This window comes from Stenotrophomonas sp. 99219_Sma (genome assembly GCF_056480785.1).
The window spans coordinates 2,969,346-2,989,228 of sequence record NZ_CM151117.1 but is presented as its reverse complement, the minus strand read 5'-3'; the positions used below and the strand labels follow the sequence as shown (position 1 = coordinate 2,989,228).

12 protein-coding genes are annotated in these 19,883 nt (G+C 65.9%); 5 read left to right on the top strand and 7 right to left on the bottom strand.

Translation table 11 applies throughout. The annotated features are described in order from the left end of the window. Positions 1-55 precede the first annotated feature (55 nt). From metH to ACZK13_RS13725, 3 genes are read right to left on the bottom strand one after another with little or no spacing between them, the layout of a single operon-like run. Positions 56-2,740, bottom strand: coding sequence for a methionine synthase (metH, locus tag ACZK13_RS13735; protein WP_478481817.1), 2,685 nt, complete (start codon positions 2,738-2,740; stop codon positions 56-58). A 57-nt stretch (positions 2,741-2,797) separates the two neighbouring features. Next, positions 2,798-3,889 carry a homocysteine S-methyltransferase family protein gene (locus tag ACZK13_RS13730; RefSeq protein WP_478481815.1) on the bottom strand — a complete coding sequence of 364 codons (1,092 nt, stop codon included), beginning with the start codon at positions 3,887-3,889 and terminating at the stop codon, positions 2,798-2,800. A gap of 13 nt (positions 3,890-3,902) precedes the next feature. Next, positions 3,903-4,832: an ArsR/SmtB family transcription factor gene (locus tag ACZK13_RS13725; protein ID WP_032127664.1), complete on the bottom strand. Its 930-nt coding sequence runs from the start codon at positions 4,830-4,832 to the stop codon at positions 3,903-3,905. 153 nt (positions 4,833-4,985) lie between these two features. On the opposite strand from ACZK13_RS13725, the gene ACZK13_RS13720 reads away from it, so the two are divergent. Together ACZK13_RS13720 and ACZK13_RS13715 are read left to right on the top strand one after the other, a co-directional pair. Continuing rightward, positions 4,986-6,134, top strand: coding sequence for an acyl-CoA dehydrogenase family protein (locus tag ACZK13_RS13720; protein WP_032127665.1), 1,149 nt, complete (start codon positions 4,986-4,988; stop codon positions 6,132-6,134). Between the two features lie 155 nt (positions 6,135-6,289). Continuing rightward, the gene (locus ACZK13_RS13715) at positions 6,290-6,553 is read left to right on the top strand and encodes a hypothetical protein (protein ID WP_080355173.1); all 264 of its coding nucleotides are present in this window, start codon (positions 6,290-6,292) and stop codon (positions 6,551-6,553) included. A 139-nt stretch (positions 6,554-6,692) separates the two neighbouring features. Here ACZK13_RS13715 and ACZK13_RS13710 read toward each other — a convergent pair whose 3' ends face one another. Genes ACZK13_RS13710 through ACZK13_RS13700 form a run of 3 tightly spaced genes read right to left on the bottom strand, consistent with a single transcriptional unit; the run spans position 6,693 to position 11,806 of the window. After that, positions 6,693-9,866, bottom strand: coding sequence for a multidrug efflux RND transporter permease subunit (locus ACZK13_RS13710; RefSeq protein WP_049400218.1), 3,174 nt, complete (start codon positions 9,864-9,866; stop codon positions 6,693-6,695). A gap of 15 nt (positions 9,867-9,881) precedes the next feature. Beyond that, the gene (locus tag ACZK13_RS13705; RefSeq protein WP_253144056.1) at positions 9,882-11,150 is read right to left on the bottom strand and encodes an efflux RND transporter periplasmic adaptor subunit; all 1,269 of its coding nucleotides are present in this window, start codon (positions 11,148-11,150) and stop codon (positions 9,882-9,884) included. Further along, entirely contained in the window at positions 11,150-11,806 is a 657-nt protein-coding gene (locus ACZK13_RS13700; RefSeq protein ID WP_032127669.1) for a TetR/AcrR family transcriptional regulator, read from the bottom strand. Before ACZK13_RS13700 ends, ACZK13_RS13705 begins: the two co-directional genes overlap by 1 nt. Before the next feature lie 250 nt (positions 11,807-12,056). On the opposite strand from ACZK13_RS13700, the gene ACZK13_RS13695 reads away from it, so the two are divergent. The 3 genes from ACZK13_RS13695 to ACZK13_RS13685 all read left to right on the top strand — a co-directional run bounded on the left by ACZK13_RS13695 (position 12,057) and on the right by ACZK13_RS13685 (position 19,180). Then, positions 12,057-17,033 carry an NAD-glutamate dehydrogenase gene (locus ACZK13_RS13695; protein WP_253144057.1) on the top strand — a complete coding sequence of 1,659 codons (4,977 nt, stop codon included), beginning with the start codon at positions 12,057-12,059 and terminating at the stop codon, positions 17,031-17,033. A 381-nt stretch (positions 17,034-17,414) separates the two neighbouring features. Then, on the top strand, positions 17,415-18,188 hold the full coding sequence (locus tag ACZK13_RS13690) for an NAD kinase (RefSeq protein ID WP_006376667.1): 774 nt from the start codon (positions 17,415-17,417) through the stop codon (positions 18,186-18,188). Positions 18,189-18,235: 47 nt separating this feature from the next. Further along, entirely contained in the window at positions 18,236-19,180 is a 945-nt protein-coding gene (locus ACZK13_RS13685) for a 5'-nucleotidase (RefSeq protein WP_005417414.1), read from the top strand. A 136-nt stretch (positions 19,181-19,316) separates the two neighbouring features. On the opposite strand, the gene ACZK13_RS13680 is transcribed toward ACZK13_RS13685, so the two are convergent. Continuing rightward, entirely contained in the window at positions 19,317-19,868 is a 552-nt protein-coding gene (locus tag ACZK13_RS13680) for a DUF2939 domain-containing protein (RefSeq protein WP_253144059.1), read from the bottom strand. Positions 19,869-19,883: the final 15 nt, after the last annotated feature.

The following is a 19,883-nucleotide window of genomic DNA, read 5'->3' as shown; positions in this document are numbered from 1 at the left end:
GGGATTAAGTCGTTTTAGGCACAAACGACTTAATCCCCTCCGTCCCCTTTTTGTGTCATTCGGGGTCGTAGTCGAGGTTGGAGGCCAGCCAGCGCTCGGCCTGGGCGCGGTCCACGCCCTTGCGGCGGGCGTAGTCGCTGACCTGCTCGCGGCTGAGGCGGCCGACCACGAAGTACTGGCTCTGCGGATGGCTGAAGTAGTAGCCCGAAACGGCCGCCGTAGGCAGCATCGCGAAGCTCTCGGTCAGTTCCATGCCGGCGTTGGCTTCGGCCTGCAGCAGGTCGAACAGGCGTCGCTTCTCGCTGTGCTCCGGGCAGGCGGGGTAACCCGGTGCCGGGCGGATGCCACGGTACTCCTCGTCGATCAGCGCCTCGTTGTCCAGCGTCTCGGCGTGCTCATGGCCCCAGAATTCGGTACGCACGCGCTGGTGCAGGCGCTCGGCCAGCGCTTCGGCGAAGCGATCGGCGAGGGCCTTCAGCAGAATCGCGTTGTAGTCATCGTGGTCGGCTTCGAAGCGCGCTACGTGCGCGTCGATGCCGATGCCGGCAGTGACGGCGAAGGCGCCGATCCAATCCTGCTTGCCGCTGTCGGCCGGGGCGATGAAATCGGCCAGGCAGAAATCCGGGCGCTCGGCCGGCTTGTCCACCTGCTGGCGCAGGAAGTGCAGGGTGGTCTCGCCCTGCGGGTGCTGCACGCGCACGTCGTCGCCGATGCTGTTGGCCGGCCACAGGCCGAACACGGCCTTGGCGGTCAGCCATTTCTCATTGACGATGCGCTCAAGCATCGCGCGGGCGTCCCTGTACAGATCGCTGGCCTGGGTGCCGACGATCTCGTCGGTGAGGATGGCCGGGAACTTGCCGGCCAGCTCCCAGGCCTGGAAGAACGGCGTCCAGTCGATGTAGTCGACCAGTTCGGCCAGCGGGTAGTCGTCAAATACGTGCAGGCCGGGCTGGTTCGGTGCCGGCGGCGTGTAGGTGTCCCAGCCGCCCTGGAATTTCTGCCCACGCGCGTGTTCCAGCGAAACCAGGCGCTTGGCATCGCCACGGTTGCGATGGCGCGCGCGGATCTCGGCATAGTCGGCCTCGTTGGCGGCTACGAAGGCCTCGCGCAGGTCACGCGAGATCAGCGACTGGGCCACGCCGACCGCGCGCGAGGCGTCCTTCACCCACACCGTGGGCGCCTTGTAATGTGGGTCGATCTTCAGCGCGGTGTGCGCGCGCGAGGTGGTCGCTCCACCGATCAGCAGCGGCAGGTCGAAGCCCTGGCGCTGCATCTCCCGGGCCACGTGGCTCATCTCTTCCAGTGATGGAGTGATCAGGCCGGACAGGCCGATCAGGTCGGCGTTGTGCTCGCGCGCGGCATCAAGGATCTTCTGCGCCGGCACCATCACGCCAAGGTCGACCACCTCGAAGTTGTTGCAGGCCAGGACTACGCCGACGATGTTCTTGCCGATGTCATGCACATCACCCTTCACCGTGGCTATGATGATCTTGCCGTTGCTCTTGGCGGTGTCGCCACTGCGCGCCTTCTCGGCCTCGATGTAGGGCAGCAGGTAGGCCACGGCCTTCTTCATCACGCGCGCGGATTTCACCACCTGCGGCAGGAACATCTTGCCGGCGCCGAACAGGTCGCCGACCACGTTCATGCCATCCATCAACGGACCTTCGATCACGTCCAGCGGGCGGCTGGACGCCTGCCGGGCCAGTTCGGTGTCTTCTTCCACGAAGGCATCCAGGCCGTGCACCAGCGCGTGGGCCAGGCGCTGCGCCACCGGCTTCTCGCGCCAGGCGAGGTCTTCGGTCTTCGCCGCGCCCTTCTTGCCCTTGTAGCGCTCGGCGATTTCCAGCAGGCGCTCGGTGGCATCGCTGCGGCGGTTGAGGATCACATCCTCCACGCGCTCGCGCAGTTCCGGTTCCAGTTCGTCGTAGATCGGCATGGCGCCGGCGTTGACGATGCCCATGTCCATGCCGGCGGCAATGGCGTGGTACAGGAACACCGAGTGGATGGCCTGGCGCACCGTTTCGTTGCCGCGGAACGAGAACGAGACGTTGGAAACACCGCCGGACACATGGCAGTGCGGCAGCGTCTGCTTGATGATGCGGGTGGCTTCGATGAAGTCCACCGCATAGTTGTCGTGCTCTTCGATGCCGGTGGCGACGGCGAAGATGTTCGGGTCGAAGATGATGTCCTGCGGTGGGAAGCCGATCTCGTCGACCAGGATGCGGTAGGCGCGGGTGCAGATCTCGACCTTGCGTGCGCAGGTGTCAGCCTGCCCGCTTTCGTCGAATGCCATCACCACCGCGGCCGCGCCATAGCGCAGGACCTTGCGTGCGTGCTCGCGGAACAGCGCCTCGCCTTCCTTCAGCGAGATCGAATTGACCACGCTCTTGCCCTGCAGGCACTTCAGGCCGGCCTCGATCACGCTCCACTTGGAGGAGTCGACCATCACCGGAATACGGGCGATGTCCGGCTCGGACATGATCAGGTTGAGGTAGCGGGTCATCGCCGCTTCCGAATCGATCAGGCCCTCGTCCATGTTGACGTCGAGGATCTGCGCACCGCTGGCCACCTGCTGGCGGGCCACGTCCACCGCTTCTTCGTAGCGGCCTTCCTTGACCAGCTTGCGGAACTGCGCGCTGCCGGTGACGTTGGTGCGTTCGCCGACGTTGATGAACAGCAGGTCCGGAGTGATGACCAGAGGTTCCAGGCCGGACAGGCGGGTAGGGCGGACAGGCGTCATGGCAGGCGTCGGCTCAACAGCAATAGGGCGGGAAGTGCGGAACGGTGGCGGCGACATTCATGCGGCCTGCTCCTGGACACCGGGCAGGGCGCGCGGCGGCAGCCCGGCCACGGCCTCGGCGATTGCGCGGATATGGTCAGGGGTGGAGCCACAGCAGCCACCGACCAGGTTCAACAGGCCATCCTCGGCGAAACCGCGCAGGGTGCTGGCCATGTCCTCGGGCGTCTCGTCGTACTCGCCGAAGGCATTGGGCAGGCCTGCGTTGGGGTGCGCGCTGACGTAGCAGTCGGCGACCTGCGAAAGGGTTTCCACGTGCGGGCGCATCGCGTCGGCACCCAGTGCGCAGTTCAGGCCGATCGACAATGGGCGCGCATGCGCGAGCGACGCGTGGAAGGCCTCGGCGGTCTGCCCGGACAGCGTGCGCCCAGAGGCATCGGTGATGGTGCCGGAGATCATCACGGGCAACCTTGCGCCGCGTGCATCGAAGGCCTCCTCCAGTGCATACAGCGCGGCCTTGGCATTGAGCGTGTCGAAGATGGTCTCGACCATGATGGTGTCGGCGCCGCCGTCGATCAGGCCGTCAATGGCTTCGCGGTACGTGTCGCGAAGCTCGTCGAAGCTGGTGTTGCGAAAGCCCGGATCGTTGACATCGGGACTGATCGAGGCGGTGCGGCTGGTCGGGCCGATCACCCCGATCACGAAGCGTGGCTTGCCTGGTGTGGTTGCGGCTACCGTATCGCAGCAGGCGCGTGCCACCGCTGCGCCAGCCTTGTTCAACTCGTACACCAGGTGTTCGAGGTGGTAGTCGGCCTGGCTGACCGACGTGGCGTTGAACGTGTTGGTCTCGACCAGATCCGCGCCCGCTTCCAGGTAGGCGGTGTGGATGTCGGCGACGATCTGCGGCCGGGTCAGCAGCAGCAGATCGTTGTTGCCCTTCAGGTCATGCCCTTCCTGCACGGCGTGGTCGCAAGCGGGGCCATGCATATGATCGTAGCCACCGGCGAAGCGCTCGCCGCGGTAGTCGTCTTCCTGCAGGCCATGGCGCTGGATCATGGTGCCCATCGCGCCGTCGATGATCAGGATCCGCTCGCGCAGGGCGTCGAGCAGGGCGTTGGCACGATCAGGATGCAACCAGGGCAGGGCAGGCATGGCGATCTCGGGCTCAGGGCTTGTTGGCGATCAGTGAAATCACTTCGAAGTGCGGCGGACGCTTTTCGCGGGTGACCGTCTCCAGGCTGGATACCTGCAGGCCGGCCTTGTCGACGAACCTGCGCAGCTCCTTGTCGCTGAAGCCGAGGTTGACGTGGCCGTAGGCCTCCACCGCCGCCTTGTGCTCGTGGCGGGCCAGGCTGCACAGCAGCAGGCGGCCGCCGGAGCGCAGCACGCGCGCGGCTTCGGTCACCGCCTGCGCCGGTTTGCTGGCGTAGGTCAGCGCATGCATCAGCACCACCAGGTCGAAGCTGCCGTCCTTGAACGGCAGCGCATGCATGTCGCCCTCGCGCACTTCCACATTGGGCAGGCGGCGCAGGCGCTCGCTGGCGGCGGCAACCACGCGCGCGCTGGTATCGATGCAGATGTAGCGCTTGGCATGCGGGGCGACGAGTTCGGCCAGCACGCCGTCACCGGAGGCGATGTCCAGCACGTCGCCGGTCTCCAGCAGCGGCAGCGCCGTGCGCGCCAGCGCCTCCCAGGTGCGGCCCGGAGAGTAGTGGCGCTCCATGTCGCCGGCCACGCTGTCGGCCCAGTTCTGGTCGGAGGCACGGTGGGCCAGCACGGCGGCGACACGTTCAGCGTCCTGCCGCAGCAACGGGTCGTCGCTTCCATTGCTCAAGGCATGCCACAATGCACGCTGCGCCGGGTCCAGCTGGGCCTCGTCGAAGCGGTAATAGGCCGACACGCCCGCACGGCGGTCGCGGACCAGGCCGGCTTCCTTCAGGCGCGCCAGGTGGGTGGATACCCGTGGCTGTGCCAGCCGGGTGATCGCCGACAGTTCGGCCACGGTCAGTTCCTCCTGCTCCAGCAGCGCCAGCAGGCGCACGCGGGTGGCATCGGCGAACACCTTGAGGCGGGTCGACCAGTCTTCCAGATCCATAAATATCTACCTATCGCGATATAGAGATATATTCGCTGAGAACGCCTGCCGCGGTCAAGTCGCTGGCGTACGGAAACTGGCGGGCCCCGGTACAATCGAGGCACCTGGGCGCGCGGTGCGCGGCCCATAACTTCATGTACCCGGGAGGGTGTTGTGGATTTCAGCTTTACTGAAGAGCAGTTGATGCTGCAGGACGTGGCGCGGCGCATCGCGCAGGAAAAGATCGCCCCCAGCGCGGAGCACCATGACCGCACCGGCGAGTTCCCGCTGGACAACATCCGCCTGCTGGGCGAAAACGGCCTGATGGGCATCGAAGTGCCGACCGAATACGGTGGCGCGGGCATGGACCCGGTGGCGTACGTGTTGGCGATGGTGGAGGTCGCCGCCGCCGACGCAGCCCATTCGACCATCATGTCGGTCAACAACTCGCTGTTCTGCAACGGCATCCTCACCCACGGTACCGAGGAACAGAAGCAGACCTACGTGCGTGCCATCGCCGAAGGCGAGGCCATCGGCGCGTTCGCGCTGACCGAGCCGCAGTCCGGTTCGGACGCCACCGCCATGCGCTGCCGTGCAGTGAAGCAGGCCGATGGCACCTTCGTCATCAACGGCAAGAAGAGCTGGATCACCTCCGGCCCGGTGGCCAAGTACATCGTGCTGTTCGCAATGAGCGAGCCGGAAAAGGGCGCGCGCGGCATCACCGCCTTCATCATCGATACCGACAAGGCGGGCTTCGGTCGCGGCAAGACGGAGCCGAAGCTCGGCATCCGCGCTTCGGCCACCTGCGAGATCGAGTTCAACGACTACGTGGCGCAGGCTGAAGACGTGCTGGGCCAGGAAGGCGAGGGCTTCAAGATCGCCATGAGCGTGCTCGATGCTGGCCGCATCGGTATCGCCTCGCAGGCCATCGGCATCGCCCGTGCCGCCTATGAAGCGACCCTGGAGTACGTGAAGGAGCGCAAGGCGTTCGGCGCGGCCATTGGTACCTTCCAGATGACCCAGGCCAAGATCGCCGACATGAAGTGCAAGCTGGACGCAGCGCTGCTGCTGACCCTGCGCGCGGCGTGGGTGAAGGGCCAAGGCAAGCGCTTCAGCACCGAAGCGGCGGTGGCCAAGCTGACGGCCTCGGAAGCGGCGATGTGGATCACCCATCAGGCCGTGCAGATTCATGGCGGCATGGGATACTCGAAGGAAATGCCGCTGGAGCGCTACTTCCGTGATGCCAAGATCACCGAGATCTACGAGGGCACCTCGGAAATCCAGCGCCTGGTGATCGCCCGCAACGAGACCGGGCTGCGCTGAGTTCGACCGGCCGCGCCGCTGCAACGGCGGCGCGGCCAGTAGATCCACGCCATGCGTGGATACACGGTCTTTCTGGCCGAGCGATACCCGATCTGGTCCAATGCAAGCCGGTTTTTACGCGATCTGCAAAGATGATCTATCGAGGTTGGGGATTCATGACGCTGGTGACGCCGATTGCAGCCATCCTGCTGCTGGCGTACTTCTTTCCGCATGAAGGCTCCAGGGGCAACACGCCGCTGCCCCAGGTTCTGTTGGGTGCAGGCATCGGCGCAGCGGTGAACGTATTGCTGGGTCTGTGGCTCAACCGTGCGCCCCGGCAGAAGGGTATGGCTGCACCCCATCATTTCTTCTTTGTGCCGATGCAATGGGCTGCATTGGCTCTCGTGGTGGTGTGCGTGGTGGTTGCACTGCTGCGCTGATACGCCGGCTTGGTATGCGCCAACCTTGGTTGGCATGGACCCAGCGGCGCCAACCAAGGTTGGCGACTACCGGCTTCATGGCACGAATGAAAAGGCCCCGGATCGCTCCGGGGCCTTTTCGTTTCAACCCACCGCCGGATCAACGATCCGGACGATGCGCGGCTTCCGCGTCACGCTGGCGCTCCATGAATTCCTTGGAGGACTCATCCAGCTTGTCACCCAGCATGCGGCGCACGACCACGAAGAACACCGGGATCATCAGCAGGCCGAGCAGGGTGGCGAACAGCATGCCGCCGATCACGCCGGTGCCGATGGCGTGGCGGGAATTGGCGCCGGCGCCGGTGGAGATCGCCATCGGGATCACGCCCATGATGAACGCGAACGAGGTCATCAGGATCGGTCGGAAACGCAGGCGTGCCGCCTCGATGGTGGCATCGCGCAGGGTCTTGCCTGCTGCGCGCTGTTCCACCGCGAACTCGACGATCAGGATCGCGTTCTTGGCGGCCAGGCCGATCACGGTGATCAGGCCGATCTTGAAGAACAGATCGTTCGGCAGGCCACGCAGCATCGACAGGCCGAGGGCGCCAAGCACGCCCAGCGGCACCACCAGCAGCACCGCCACCGGGATCGACCAGCTTTCATACAACGCGGCCAGGCACAGGAACACCACCACGATCGACAGCACCAGCAGCAGCGTCGCCGCGTTGCCGGCCAGGATTTCCTGGTAGGACATGCCCGACCAGTCGTAGCCGAAGCCAGCCGGCAGATCGTCGTTGACGATGCCTTCCATGGTCTGCATCGCCTCACCCGAGCTGGTGCCCGGTGCCTGCGAGCCGACGATGTTGATCGCCGAGTAGCCGTTGTAGCGGCTCAGCGACGGCGGTGCCGACACCCATTCGGACTTGACCACCGTATTGAGCGGGATCATCGCATTGGTGCCGTCGGCATTCGTGGTCAGGCTGGACGGGCTGTAGAAGCTCTTCAGCGACTCCTGGCCGGTGCGGTACGGACCATCGGCCTGCATGGTCACGCGCTTGATGCGGCCTTCGTAGAAGAAGTCGTTCACGTACACCGGGGCCAGCATCAGCTGGATGGTGCTGTACACGTCCGACACCGACATGCCCATCGACTGCGCCTGCACGCGGTCGACATGCAGCTGCAGCTGCGGGGCGTTTTCCAGGCCGTTCGGGCGTACGCCCACCAGATGATCGGGTTTCTGCGCAGCCTGGCCAAGCAGGATGTTGCGCGCCTGGGTCAGCTGCTCGTAGCCGGCACCGCTGCGGTCCTGCAGCCACATGTCGAAGCCGCCGAACTGGCCGAGGCCCTGCACGGTGGGCAGGTTGACCACGAAGATCTGCGCTTCCTTGATGCCGTAGAACGCGCCGTTCATGTTCTGGATGAACTCGGGCGCGGTGAACTTGCGTTCCTCCCATGGCTTCAGGCGGATGAAGCCCATGCCCACGTTCTCACCGGAACCGACGAAGCTGAAACCGGCCACCTGCAGCATGCCTTCATAGCCATCCTGCTTTTCCAGGATGCCACGCATCTGCGCGAACACTTCGTTGGTCTGGCCCTTGGTCGAGCCCGGCGGCAGCTGCACGATCGCCAGCGCATAGCCCTGGTCTTCTTCCGGCAGGAAGCTGCCCGGCATGCGGGTGAACAGGAAGCCGCAAAGCGCGGTGAGCACCACGAACAGGATCATCCAGCGCGGCGCATGGCGCACCGCCGAGGTGATGTGGCCCACGTAGGTGTGGCTGATCTTGTCGTAGTACTTGTTGAAGGTGCGGTAGATGATGTTCGGGTTGTCGTTGTGCGTCGGCTTGAGGAAGGTCGCGCACAGCGCCGGGGTGAAGCCCAGCGCCAGGAACGCCGAGAACGCCATCGAGATGGCGATGGTCAGCGCGAACTGCTTGTAGATCTCACCGGCGGCGCCGCCCTGCAGGGCGGACGGGATGAACACCGCGGCCAGTACGACGGTGATCGCCACCACCGCGCCGGTGATCTGGGTCATCGCCTTCTGCGTGGCCGGCTTCGGCGCCAGGCCTTCCTCGGTCATGATGCGTTCGACGTTCTCGATCACCACGATCGCGTCATCGACCACGATGCCGATCGCCAGCACCATCGCGAACAGGGTCAGCTGGTTGATCGTGAAGCCGATCATCCACATGCCCAGGAAGGTGCCGAGCAGGGCCACCGGGATGACCAGGGTCGGGATCAGGGTGGCGCGGAAGTTCTGCAGGAAGATCAGCATCACCAGGAACACCAGGAACACTGCTTCAAACAGTGTCTTGACCACTTCCTGGATGGAGATCTTGACGAAGGTGGTGCTGTCGTACGGCGAGAACCAGGTCACCCCGGACGGGAAGCTGGGCTGCAGCTCGTCCATCTTGGCGCGCACCGCATCGGCCACGTTCAGGGCGTTGGCGCCCGGCAGCAGCTGGATGGCGAAGGCACCGGTCGGCTTGCCGTTGTACTGGGTGTCGAAACCGTAGTTGTTGGCACCGAAGGCAACGCGGGCGATGTCCTTCATCAGCACCCGCGAACCATCCGGATTTGCCCGCAGGATGATGTTCTCGAACTCCTGCGGCGAACTGAAGCGGCCTTCAGCCGAGACCGTGGCGGTGAAGTGCTGGCCTTCCGGCGACGGGTCCGAACCCAGCGCACCGGCAGCGAACTGCACGTTCTGCGCACGCACCGCGGCGAGCACCTGGCTGGCCGACAGGCCATAACCCTGCATCTTCTCCGGGTTGAGCCAGATGTTCATGGCGTACTCGGAACCGAACTGCTGGGTGCTGCCGACGCCGGGAATACGCGAGACCTGATCGAGCACGCGCGAACCGACGATGTCGTTCAGGGCGTCACGGTTGATGGCCGGCGTATCGGACTGCAGCGCGATCACCATCAGGAAGCCGGCGTTGGCCTTGGCCACCACCACGCCCTGCTGGGTCACTTCCGAAGGCAGGCGTGGCGTGGCCAGCGAGACCTTGTTCTGCACCTGCACCTGGGCGATGTCCGGATCGGTACCGGTCTCGAAGGTCAGGGTGATCTGCGCGCGGCCGTTGGAGGCGGACGATGAGCTGAAGTACAGCAGGTGATCGATACCGGTCAGCTGCTGCTCGATCACCTGGGTGACCGATTTCTCGGTGGTGTCCGCACTGGCGCCCGGGTAGGTCGCCGAGACGGTGACCTGCGGCGGGGCGATGTTGGGATAGGACTCCACGCCCAGGTTGAGGATCGCGATCACGCCGCTGAGCGAGATCAGGATCGCAACCACCCAGGCGAAGACTGGATGTTCGATGAAAAATTTAGGCATGACGGAAGGTTCCCGTTACTGCTTGTTCGAATCGGTGGCGGCCGGCTTGGCCGCATCGGCCTGCTCGGGCTTGGCCGCGTCGGCCGGTGCCTTGCCTGCGGCCGGTGCTGCGCCCGCCGGAGCGGCGCCGCCTGCGGCAGGCTTGCCGTTGGCGTCCTGCCCCGGGGTCCACGGCTTGGCGACTGCCGGCGCACCTTCCTTGACCTTCTGCACGCCGGCCACGATCACCTTGTCACCGGCGGCCAGGCCGTCGCTGACCAGCCAGTTGCCGTTCTGCGCGCCATCGGTCTTCACGTTCTTGCGCACCACCTTGCCGTCGGCACCGACCACCATCACGTAGCCGCCGGTGGTGTCGCGCAGCAGCGCCTGCTGCGGCACCAGGTAGGCGTTGTTGCGCTCGCCGAGGTTGGCCTGGAAGCTGACGAAGGCGCCGGGCAGCAGGATCTGCTGCGGGTTCGGCAGCAGCGCACGCAGCGACACCGCGCCGGTGGCCGGGTCGACCGTGGTCGAAGAGAAGTCCAGCGTGCCCGGCTCGCTGTAGGTGCTGCCGTCGGCCAGCTTGACGTTGACCGTGGCCTTGCCGTCACCGGACAGCGCCAGCGCACCCTTGGCCTGCTGCGCGCGCAGCTGGGTCAACTCGTCCACGCTCAGCGAGAAGTTCACGTACAGCGGGTCGAGCTGGTCAACGGTGGTAAGCAGGGTCACATCGCCCTGGCCGACCAGCGCACCTTCGGTGACCTGCTGCTTGTTGGCCACGCCGCTGATCGGTGCGGTCACTTCGGTGTAGCCCAGGTTGATGCGCGAAGAGGTCACCGCCGCTTCGGCCTGCTTGACCGCGGCCAGCGCGGTGCGCTCGGCCGATTCGGCGTTGTCCAGGTCAGACTTGGAGACGAACTGCTGCGGCGCCAGCGAACGCGCGCGGTCGGCGGCGACCTTGGCGTTGGCGTAGGTCGCGCGGGCCGAGGCCAGCTGGGCCTCGGAGGCATTGAGCGAAGCACGCAGCGGCGCCGGGTCGATCAGGAACAGTGGCTGGCCCTGCTTGACCTGCGAGCCTTCCTGGTAGACGCGCTTGAGCAGTACGCCCGGCACGCGCGCACGCACGTCGGCGCTGCGGAACGGCGACAGGCGGCCGACCAGCTCACGCTGCAGCGGCAGGGTCTGCGGCTTGGCGTCGATCACGCCCACCTCCGGCGGCGGGGGCGTCTGCTGTTCCGGCTTCTTGCAGGCAGCCAGCGCGACAGCAACGGCGCACGTCAGGGCAAGGGTGCGGAGTGGGGCGGTCATCAGGAGGAACTCCGGGGTTGGTTTGAAGACGGGGCCGCCGACGGCTGAGGCGCGAACGCGCGCAGGAAGCTGTCGACGGAGAACTCTGCCCAGCGCCGACGCAGCTGCGCGTCATCACGATGGGGGGTATGGAAACGCTGTTTGTCGAAATCCTGACCGGCGATCATGCTCAGCAGCAGTTCGGCCATGAAGTGCGGGTCGTCATGCCGGAGCTGGCCACGCATGCAAACGGTTTCAATCCATTCAGCAAGATGAAGCGTCAGCGCGCCGGCGCCATGCCGGTACAGCGTACGCGCCTCTTCGGGAAACTGGGCCGCGTCGGCGGCGATCAGCCGACAGGCCTGCCCTACGTGCGGTTGGTTGAAATGCTCCAGGAAGTCGGTGGCGAACTGGAGCAGGCTGGCACGCAGGTCGTCAGTGCGGAGTGCACGAACCATGGCGCCGGTAGCGTGGCCGACATGGCGCTGCATCACCCGGCGCAGCAGTTCCTGCTTGTTGCCGTAGCGCGAGTACAGGGTCTGCTTGGAGCAGCCGGCATGCTGGGCCACCGCGTCCATGCTCATCTGCATGCCCTGCTGGGCCAACAGCTCGCGCACGGCATCGAACACGCGCTCATCGCGTGCGTCGAGGGCAACGGGGAGGTAGGCCGGGTTCACGCGGTGGACTATACCGTCCAGTTCAGGATTGTGGAATCGAATCGGCGTCGCCGCGTGTGTCTTCCGGTAACACGCTTTGCCGATCCTGTCGGCAGTGCTGAAGCGCGCGCCAGCACCATACCGGTGCGAACTGAATAGGCGTCTAAACCGCAGCAAACCCGAATCTACTTATTCCGTCCTGCAGCAAGGCCTTTTCGTGCGGTAGGGCTACAATTTCATTTTCCCAACTGAGCAAGCGCATCGCTCTGCCATGAAACCGCAAAAAACCGCAGCCAAGACCGTGAAAAACAAGACCAAACCAGCAGAGTCGGAGGTCGCAGTGACCGCTGGTTTCTCCCTGGAGCCGGTGTACACGGCATTGCGCAAGCGTTACCCCGCGGCCGCACAGGCCGAAGCGGTGGCCTTCGCCACTGACTTCTACAAGCGCATGGAGTCGGACGAGTTCCCGCACCACAGCGCTGAAGAGTGGGCCGCGCTCGCGGCTGAGACGCTGGAATTCGCCCGTGCCCGCAAGGCCGGCAAGGCCAACGTCCGCGTGTTCAATCCGACCGCGAAGGCCAACGGTTGGGAATCGCCGCACACCGTGCTGCAGATCGTCAACGACGACATGCCGTTCCTGGTCGATACCGTCACCATGTCGCTGGCCGAACAGGGCGTGGGCGTCCACGTGCTGGGCCACCCGGTGCTGCGCTTCACCCGCGACAAGGCCGGCAAGCTGGTCAAGGTCGGCGAGGGTGATGCCGAGTCGGTGATGCTGCTGGAGATCGACCGCCAGCCGGCCGAAGCCATGGCGGCCATCGAGCAGGCCATCAGCAAGGCGCTGGACGAAGTGCGTGCGATCGTGCGCGACTGGCAGCCGATGAAGGACAAGGCACTGGCGCTGGCCGACGACCTGGGCAGCCGCCAGCTGCCGGTCGACGACGCGTCGCGCAAGGAAGCACAGGAATTCCTGCGCTGGGCCGCCGACAACCACTTCACCTTCTTCGGCTACCGCGAGTACCGCGTCGAGAAGCAGGGCAAGGAAGAGGTGCTGGCGCCGCTGAACGACACCGGCCTGGGCCTGATGCGCGGCAAGGACAAGTCCGCCGCCCGTCCGGTCAAGACCCTGGCCGCGCAGGGCCTGAACACCACGTCCGGGCTGAAGGACGCGCTGATCCTGACCAAGACCAATGCCCGTTCGCGCGTGCACCGCGCCGGCTACATGGACTACATCGGCGTGCTGGAATTCGACGCCAAGGGCAAGATCATCGGCGAGCAGCGCTTCCTCGGCCTGTTCACCTCCAGCGCCTACAACCGTCGCCCGTGGGAAATCCCGCTGGTGCGCCAGCGCCACGAGCACGTGATGAAGCAGTCGGGCCTGGCCTCGGCCAGCCACAGCGGCAAGGCCCTGCGCCACATCCTGGAAACCCTGCCGCGCGAAGAACTGTTCCAGTCCAGCGAGGACGAACTGTTCCGCACTGCCATGGGCGTGCTGGGCCTGCAGGAGCGCGTGCGCAGCCGCCTGTTCCTGCGCCGCGACAAGTACAGCCGTTTCATCTCCGCGCTGGTCTACCTGCCGCGTGAGCGCTTCAACACCGACGTGCGCCTGCGCATCGAAGCGATGCTGAAGGACGCGCTGCACGGCGAGTACGTGGACAGCTCGGTGGTGCTGGGCGAATCGCCGCTGGCCCAGGTGCACCTGATCGTGCGCCCCAAGCCGGGCGAAATGCTGGACGTCGATACCGCCGAACTGGAGCAGAAGCTGGCCCAGGTGCTGCGCAACTGGCAGGACGACCTGCGCGAAGCGCTGGTGACCCGCCATGGCGAAACCGAAGGCCTGCGCATCGCTGCCCGTATCGGCAAGGCACTGCCGGCCGGCTACATTGAAGACAACAGCACCGCCGTTGCCGCCAACGATGTCAGCCAGCTCGATGCCCTGACCGGCCCGGACGACCTGCGCCTGAGCCTGCAGGCCGTGCCGCGCGAAAGCGGCGATGGCCTGCGCCTGAAGCTGTATCGCCAGCTGGACGACATTCCGCTGTCGGACGCGCTGCCGATGATGGAAAACATGGGCCTGCGCGTGATCGCCGAGCGTCCGTACCGCCTGTCGGTCGACAACGCGCCGGTGTACGTGCAGGACTTCGAGGTCGAGTCGACCGCCGGCGCGATCGATGCCGCCAGCGTCGATGAAGCCTTCGGCGAGACCTTCGCCCGCGTCTGGCACGGCGATGCCGAGAACGACGGCTTCAACCGCCTGGTGCTGGCCGCTGGCCTGCACTGGCGCCAGGTCGCCATGCTGCGTGGCTACTGCAAGTACCTGCTGCAGACTGGCGTGCCGTTCTCGCAGGCCTACGTGGAAGGCACCTTCGCGCGCTACCCGCTGCTGGCCCGCCTGCTGGTCGAGCTGTTCGAAGCCCGCTTCGATCCGGCTACCGGCCACGAAAGCAAGGATGACATCGCCGCCGGCCAGGCCCAGCTGAAGGCACACCTGGATGTGCTGGCAGCCGGCGACGACGCCACCCTGAAGGTGCTCAAGACCGTGGTCGACGCCCGCAAGGGTGACCGCGACGCGCAGATGCAGGCCGCGCGCGATGCGCTGCTGAAGCTGATGGACCGCGTGTCCAGCCTGGACGAGGACCGCATCCTGCGCTCGTTCATGGGCGTGATCGACGCGACCCTGCGTACCAGCTACTACCAGACCGATGCCAACGGCCAGCACGGCCATGTCATCAGCTTCAAGTTCGATTCGGCGCTGGTGCCGGACCTGCCGAAGCCGCGCCCGTACCGCGAAATCTTCGTCTACGGCCCGCGCGTGGAAGGTACCCACCTGCGCTTCGGCGCGGTCGCCCGTGGTGGCCTGCGCTGGTCGGACCGTCGCGAAGACTTCCGTACCGAAGTACTGGGCCTGGTCAAGGCGCAGATGGTCAAGAACACCGTCATCGTGCCGGTCGGCGCGAAGGGCGGCTTCTTCGCCAAGACCCCGCCGGTGAACGGCGACCGCGACGCGATCTTCGCCAACGGCGTGGCCTGCTACAAGCTGTTCATCCAGGGCCTGCTGGACATCACCGACAACATCGTCAACAACAAGATCGTGCCGCCGGTGGATGTCGTGCGCCACGACATGGACGATCCGTACCTGGTGGTGGCTGCCGACAAGGGCACCGCGACCTTCTCCGACATTGCCAACGGCCTGGCCATCGCGCACGGCTTCTGGATGGGCGATGCGTTCGCCTCTGGTGGTTCGGTGGGTTACGACCACAAGGGCATGGGCATCACCGCACGCGGTGCGTGGGAGTCGGTCAAGCGTCACTTCCGTGCGCTGGGCCGTGACAGCCAGAGCCAGGACTTCACCGCAGTCGGCGTCGGCGACATGTCCGGCGACGTGTTCGGCAACGGCATGCTGCTGTCGCGCCACATCCGCCTGGTCGCTGCGTTCGATCATCGCCACATCTTCCTGGACCCGAACCCGGATGCAGCCACCACGTTCGTCGAACGTGAGCGCCTGTTCACCGTGCCGCGTTCGAGCTGGGCGGACTACGATGCCAAGCTGATCAGCAAGGGCGGCGGCGTGTACCCGCGCAGCCTGAAGTCGATCGAGATCACCCCGCAGGTGCGTGAAGTGCTGGGCCTGGACGAGAACGTCAAGGCGCTGTCGCCGAACGACCTGATGAGCGCGATCCTGAAGGCACCGGTCGACCTGCTGTGGAACGGCGGCATCGGTACCTACGTCAAGGCCGCCAGCGAGCAGCACAGCGATGTCGGCGACCGCGCCAACAACGCGCTGCGCGTGAACGGTGGCGAGCTGCGCTGCAAGGTGGTGGGCGAGGGCGGCAACCTGGGCATGACCCAGCTGGGCCGCATCGAAGCTGCCCAGGCCGGCGTGCTGCTCAACACCGACTTCATCGACAACTCGGCCGGTGTCGACACCTCCGACCATGAAGTCAACATCAAGATCCTGCTCAACGATGTGGTGCGGGCCAAGAAGCTGACCGTCGAGCAGCGCAACAAGCTGCTGGCCTCGATGACCGATGAAGTCGCCGAGCTGGTGCTCAACGACAACTACCGCCAGAACCAGGCGCTGAGCCTGATGGAGCGGATGGCAGTCAAGCGCCTGGGCTCCAAGCAGCACTTCATCCGTACCCTGGAACAGCAGGGCCTGCTTGATCGCCAGATCGAGTTCCTGCCGTCCGATGCCGAGCTGTCGCAGCGCAAGGCACGCGGCCAGGGCCTGACCCGTCCGGAGTTGTCGGTGCTGCTGTCCTACTCCAAGCTGGTGGCGTTCGCCCAGCTGCTGGATTCGGACATTCCGGAAGATCCGTACCTGTCCAAGGAGCTGCAGCGCTACTTCCCGACCCCGCTGCAGAAGAAGTACGCCGACGCAATGGAGCGTCACCGCCTGAAGCGCGAAATCATCGCCACGGCCGTGACCAACCAGACCATCAACCGCATGGGCGCCACCTTCCTGATGCGCATGCAGGAAGACACCGGCCGTTCCATCGCCGAGGTCGCCAAGGCCTACACCATCAGCCGTGAAACGCTGGATGCGCGCGCGCTGTGGGCACAGATCGATGCCCTCGACGGCAAGGTGCCGGAGTCGGTGCAGATCGATGCACTGGAAGTGATCTGGAAGCTGCAGCGCTCGTTCGTGCGCTGGCTGCTGTCGCGCCCGGGCGCGATGCCGGGCATCACCGAAGCGGTCAACCGCTACCAGGGTCCGTTCAACGACATCCGCGTTGCTTCGGGTGTGCTGCCGGATTCGCAGCGTCCGACCTACGAAGCCCTGGTGGCCGAGTGGAAGGAAAAGGGCCTGCCGTCCGCGCTGGCACAGCAGCTGGCCGAACTGCACTTCCTGGAGCCGGCGTTCGACATCATCGAACTGGCCCGTACCCGCAAGCTGAAGCCGGTGGACGTGTCCAAGGTCCACTTCCGCCTGGGCGATGCCCTGCAGCTGCCATGGCTGTTCGAGCAGGTCGACGCGCTGGAGGTCAACGGCCGTTGGCACGCCGTGGCACGTGGCGTGCTGCGCGACGAGCTGGCCGCCAACCACCGCAACCTGGCGGGCCAGGTGCTGGGCACCAAGGGTGGCAGTGCCGAAGCCAAGGTGGCCGCATGGATGGGCCGCGATGACAACAGCCTGCGCTTCACCCTGGCGATGCTGGCCGAACTGGCCGAGCAGAAGACCCTGGACTACCCGACCGTCTCGGTCGCCGTCCAGCGCCTGGGCCAGCTGGCCGCGCATGGTGCGTAAGCGCATTCGCGCTGACGCCCCACGGTTTGCTCTGCAAACCGTGGGCCCCATGCCAACCATGCTCCCAGACCCCCGCGCCGTTGGCGCGCCCCCCTGACTCAGGGGGGCTCCTGATCTGCAGCAGTTGGAGGAACGGCCCCGCGAAAGCGGGGCCGTTCTGTTTCTGCCTGTTTTTCTGCGATCACTGACCCGACGCCGGCCGTCGACCTGTCAGGTGGATGACCGGCATATCCGCCGGGACCGTGAGCGCCATGGATGGCGCGATCGAGCCCCCAGGGACGGGTTTACGGCGTGTCCCGGCGGATATGCCGGTCATCCGCCCCGCGCGGTCCACCCCCGGCGCTCGGTTATGCTCTTCACCAGTCCCCCCCGGATCCACCGATGAGCGACACCCCCCGCATCGCTTTCCTGGCCAGCACCACCGAGCCCGCGCAGATGGCCCGCGCGGCCATGGTCTCGCGTTATGGTGACCACGCGCCGGAGCAGGCCGACGTTCTGTGCCCACTGGGCGGCGACGGTTTCATGCTGCAGACCCTGCATCGGCACGGGCACCTGGGCAAGCCGGTGTTCGGTATGAAGCTGGGCACCGTCGGCTTCCTGATGAACCAGTACCGTGGCGACGATGACGTGCAGGCCCGCATCGCCCGTGCCGAACCGGCCAACCTGCGCCCGCTGGAAATGGTGGCGCTGACCGAGTCGGGCACCAGTACCGGTTCGCTGGCCTACAACGATGTGTCGCTGCTGCGCCAGACCCGGCAGGCGGCGCATATCGGCATCGACCTCAACGGCCAGGAACGTGTGGCCGAACTGATCGGAGACGGCGTGCTGGTGGCCACCCCGGCAGGCAGTACCGCCTACAACTATTCCGCGCACGGACCGGTGCTGCCGCTGGGCTCGCATACCATCGCGCTGACGCCGCTGGCCCCTTACCGGCCGCGACGCTGGCGCGGGGCGATCCTCAAGGCCGACACCGAGGTGCGTTTCCGCGTGCTTGATCCGTACAAGCGCCCGGTCAGCGTTACAGCGGATTCGCACGAGACCCGCGACGTGGTCGAGGTGACCATCCGCGAGTCGAAGGACCGCCGCGTGACCCTGCTGTTCGACCCGGAGCACAACCTGGAAGACCGGATCCTGAGCGAACAGTTCGTTTTTTGACGACAATAGGCGGCCGGCCCCGCCGACCGCTTGAAGGACCCCCACCGATGGGCGACAACTCCCCCCGTTTGCTGACCGTCGCGGTGACCTCGCGCGCCCTGTTCGACCTCGAGGAAAGCCATGCGCTGTTCGAGAGCGATGGCGTGGCGGCCTATGCCGAATTCCAGCGCCAGCACGAGGACGATATCCTCGGGCCCGGCGTGGCCTTCCCGGTGGTGCGCAAGTTGCTGGCGCTGAATCAGGGCGCCAGCCCGGAGAACCCGCGGGTCGAGGTGATCCTGCTGTCGCGCAATTCGGCCGATACCGGCCTGCGCATCTTCAATTCGATCCAGCACTACGGCCTGGGCATCATCCGCGCAACGTTCACCGCCGGCGAGCCGACCTGGCCGTACGTGAAGCCATTCGGCACCGACCTGTTCCTGTCGGCCAACCCCGAATCGGTGCGCAGCGCGCTGCGCCATGGCATCGCGGCGGCGACCATCCTGCCCAAGCCGCCGGGCGAGACCGCCGCTGCGGCGGCCGACCAGATCGATACCGGTCGCCCGGCCGGCCAGCTGCGCATCGCCTTTGACGGTGACGCCGTGATCTTCGGCGACGAGAGTGAGCGCATTTCGCGCGAGCAGGGCGTGGAAGCCTTTGGCCGCCACGAACGCGAGCGCGCCCGCGAGCCGCTCAGCGGCGGGCCGTTCCGTGGCTTCCTGTCGGCGCTGCACACGCTGCAGGAAGTGTTCCCGGCCGGAGACAGTGCACCGATCCGCACCGCACTGGTGACCGCGCGTTCGGCACCTGCGCACGAACGGGTGATCCGCACCCTGCGTGAGTGGGGTGTGCGCCTGGACGAAGCGCTGTTCCTCGGTGGCCGCCACAAGGGCCCGTTCCTGCAGGCGTTCGGCGCCGACATCTTCTTCGATGATTCGCAGCACAACATCGACAGCGCCCGAGAGCATGTAGCCGCCGGCCACGTGCCGCATGGCGTTGCCAACGAGGGGTGAAAACCATGCCGGGTGGGTGCCAACCGTTGGTTGGCACTGCCATGCATCCATGCCCACCAAGGTGGGCATCTACCAGAGCGCCATGCCCCGGTAGTCGCCAACCTTGGTTGGCATTGCCGTCGGGCCACGGGTCCCGTCAAGGGCTGCCGGACATCCCCAGCTGCAGGTCCACCACTTTCCAGCGCAGGCCCTGCGGTTCCAGCACCACCTTCATCGGCGGCTGGCCGGGGCCGCGATCGACATCGATCACGAAGCGGTCCAGCGCTTCGAAATGATGTTCGGCATGCTTCAGCGGCCGCGCGGGTTCGGTCGGGCCGAAGGCATCGCCGCCCTGCAGTTCATTGCGGCCACGCTTCCACAGCACGTGGCCCTGCAGCATCGCGCCGATCCCGGTCGGGGTCACCATGGTGTCCACCGCGGCACCACCAAGCTGGTCGCCCAGCCCGTACAGCAGGGCACCGAACGGGCTGGCCGCCACATCCGGGCCGGCTTGGCGCACCAGATAGTCATTGAGCTGCGCGCGCAGGCTGCTGCGCACGCGCGGGAAATCGACGTAACGCTCCAGGCGCGCGGTGTCGCGTTGCTCAATGGCCTTGGACAGGCCATTGACGGTCATGTACGGGCCGCCGAACCACCAGGCGGCCAAGGCCAGGACCAGCAGCCCAACGAGTGCGGTGAGTTTCTTCATGCCGCCCAGACTGCC